At 54.3% G+C, this 564-nt stretch carries 1 protein-coding gene; it reads right to left on the reverse strand.

Features of this window, described 5'->3' with window-relative positions; all coding sequences use genetic code 11:
- On the reverse strand, positions 1 to 414 hold a 414-nt coding region (locus tag B879_RS24325), incomplete at its 3' end, for a protein NO VEIN domain-containing protein (protein WP_497706795.1).
- Positions 415 to 564 lie beyond the last annotated feature (150 nt).

Consider the following 564-nt stretch of genomic DNA (forward strand, 5'->3'; position numbering starts at 1 on the left):
GCCTTGGGTGAGTAGTCTGTGTGTCCTGAAGTCTGCCTGCTCCCAAGGAAGAAACGACAGACCAGGACTGAGTTGGCCTTCCCCGAAGTCGTACCTTGCGGTTGCCCAGATTGCTGCCGTAGTCCGATCAGCAGGGGCGAACTTTTTCAACGCTGACTTATCCACTTCGGCGACGCAGGTGGCTCTGAGCTCGTCGTCTAACCCGACAACCAACAACTTCCAATAATTGTCGGCCAATCCCGTTTCGAACTCATGGCGGCTCAGGAAGAAGGAAAGACGACCTCTGCGAGTAGTAGATTTCACTTCGAAATGCCATTCGCAGTTCTGGATTGAGGCTGAAACGTCGTATCCGAATCCGTCGTCCCTTTCGGCCACATGATTGATTGCGCCCGGCCACTTGGCCTCAAGGAGCATGCATAAGGCAACTTCTCCGGCATTTCCTATCTGCGCACGACGCACCAAATCAATTTTTCCGCTAATTCTGCGTACGACGCGAAAGCCTGAGCTGGGAGGGAGCCCCAGCAGTTCCTGCCACCTATTTATGTCCTGAGGCAGGTCATCGCT

It is taken from the genome of Cecembia lonarensis LW9 (assembly GCF_000298295.1).
Lineage (GTDB): Bacteria > Bacteroidota > Bacteroidia > Cytophagales > Cyclobacteriaceae > Cecembia > Cecembia lonarensis.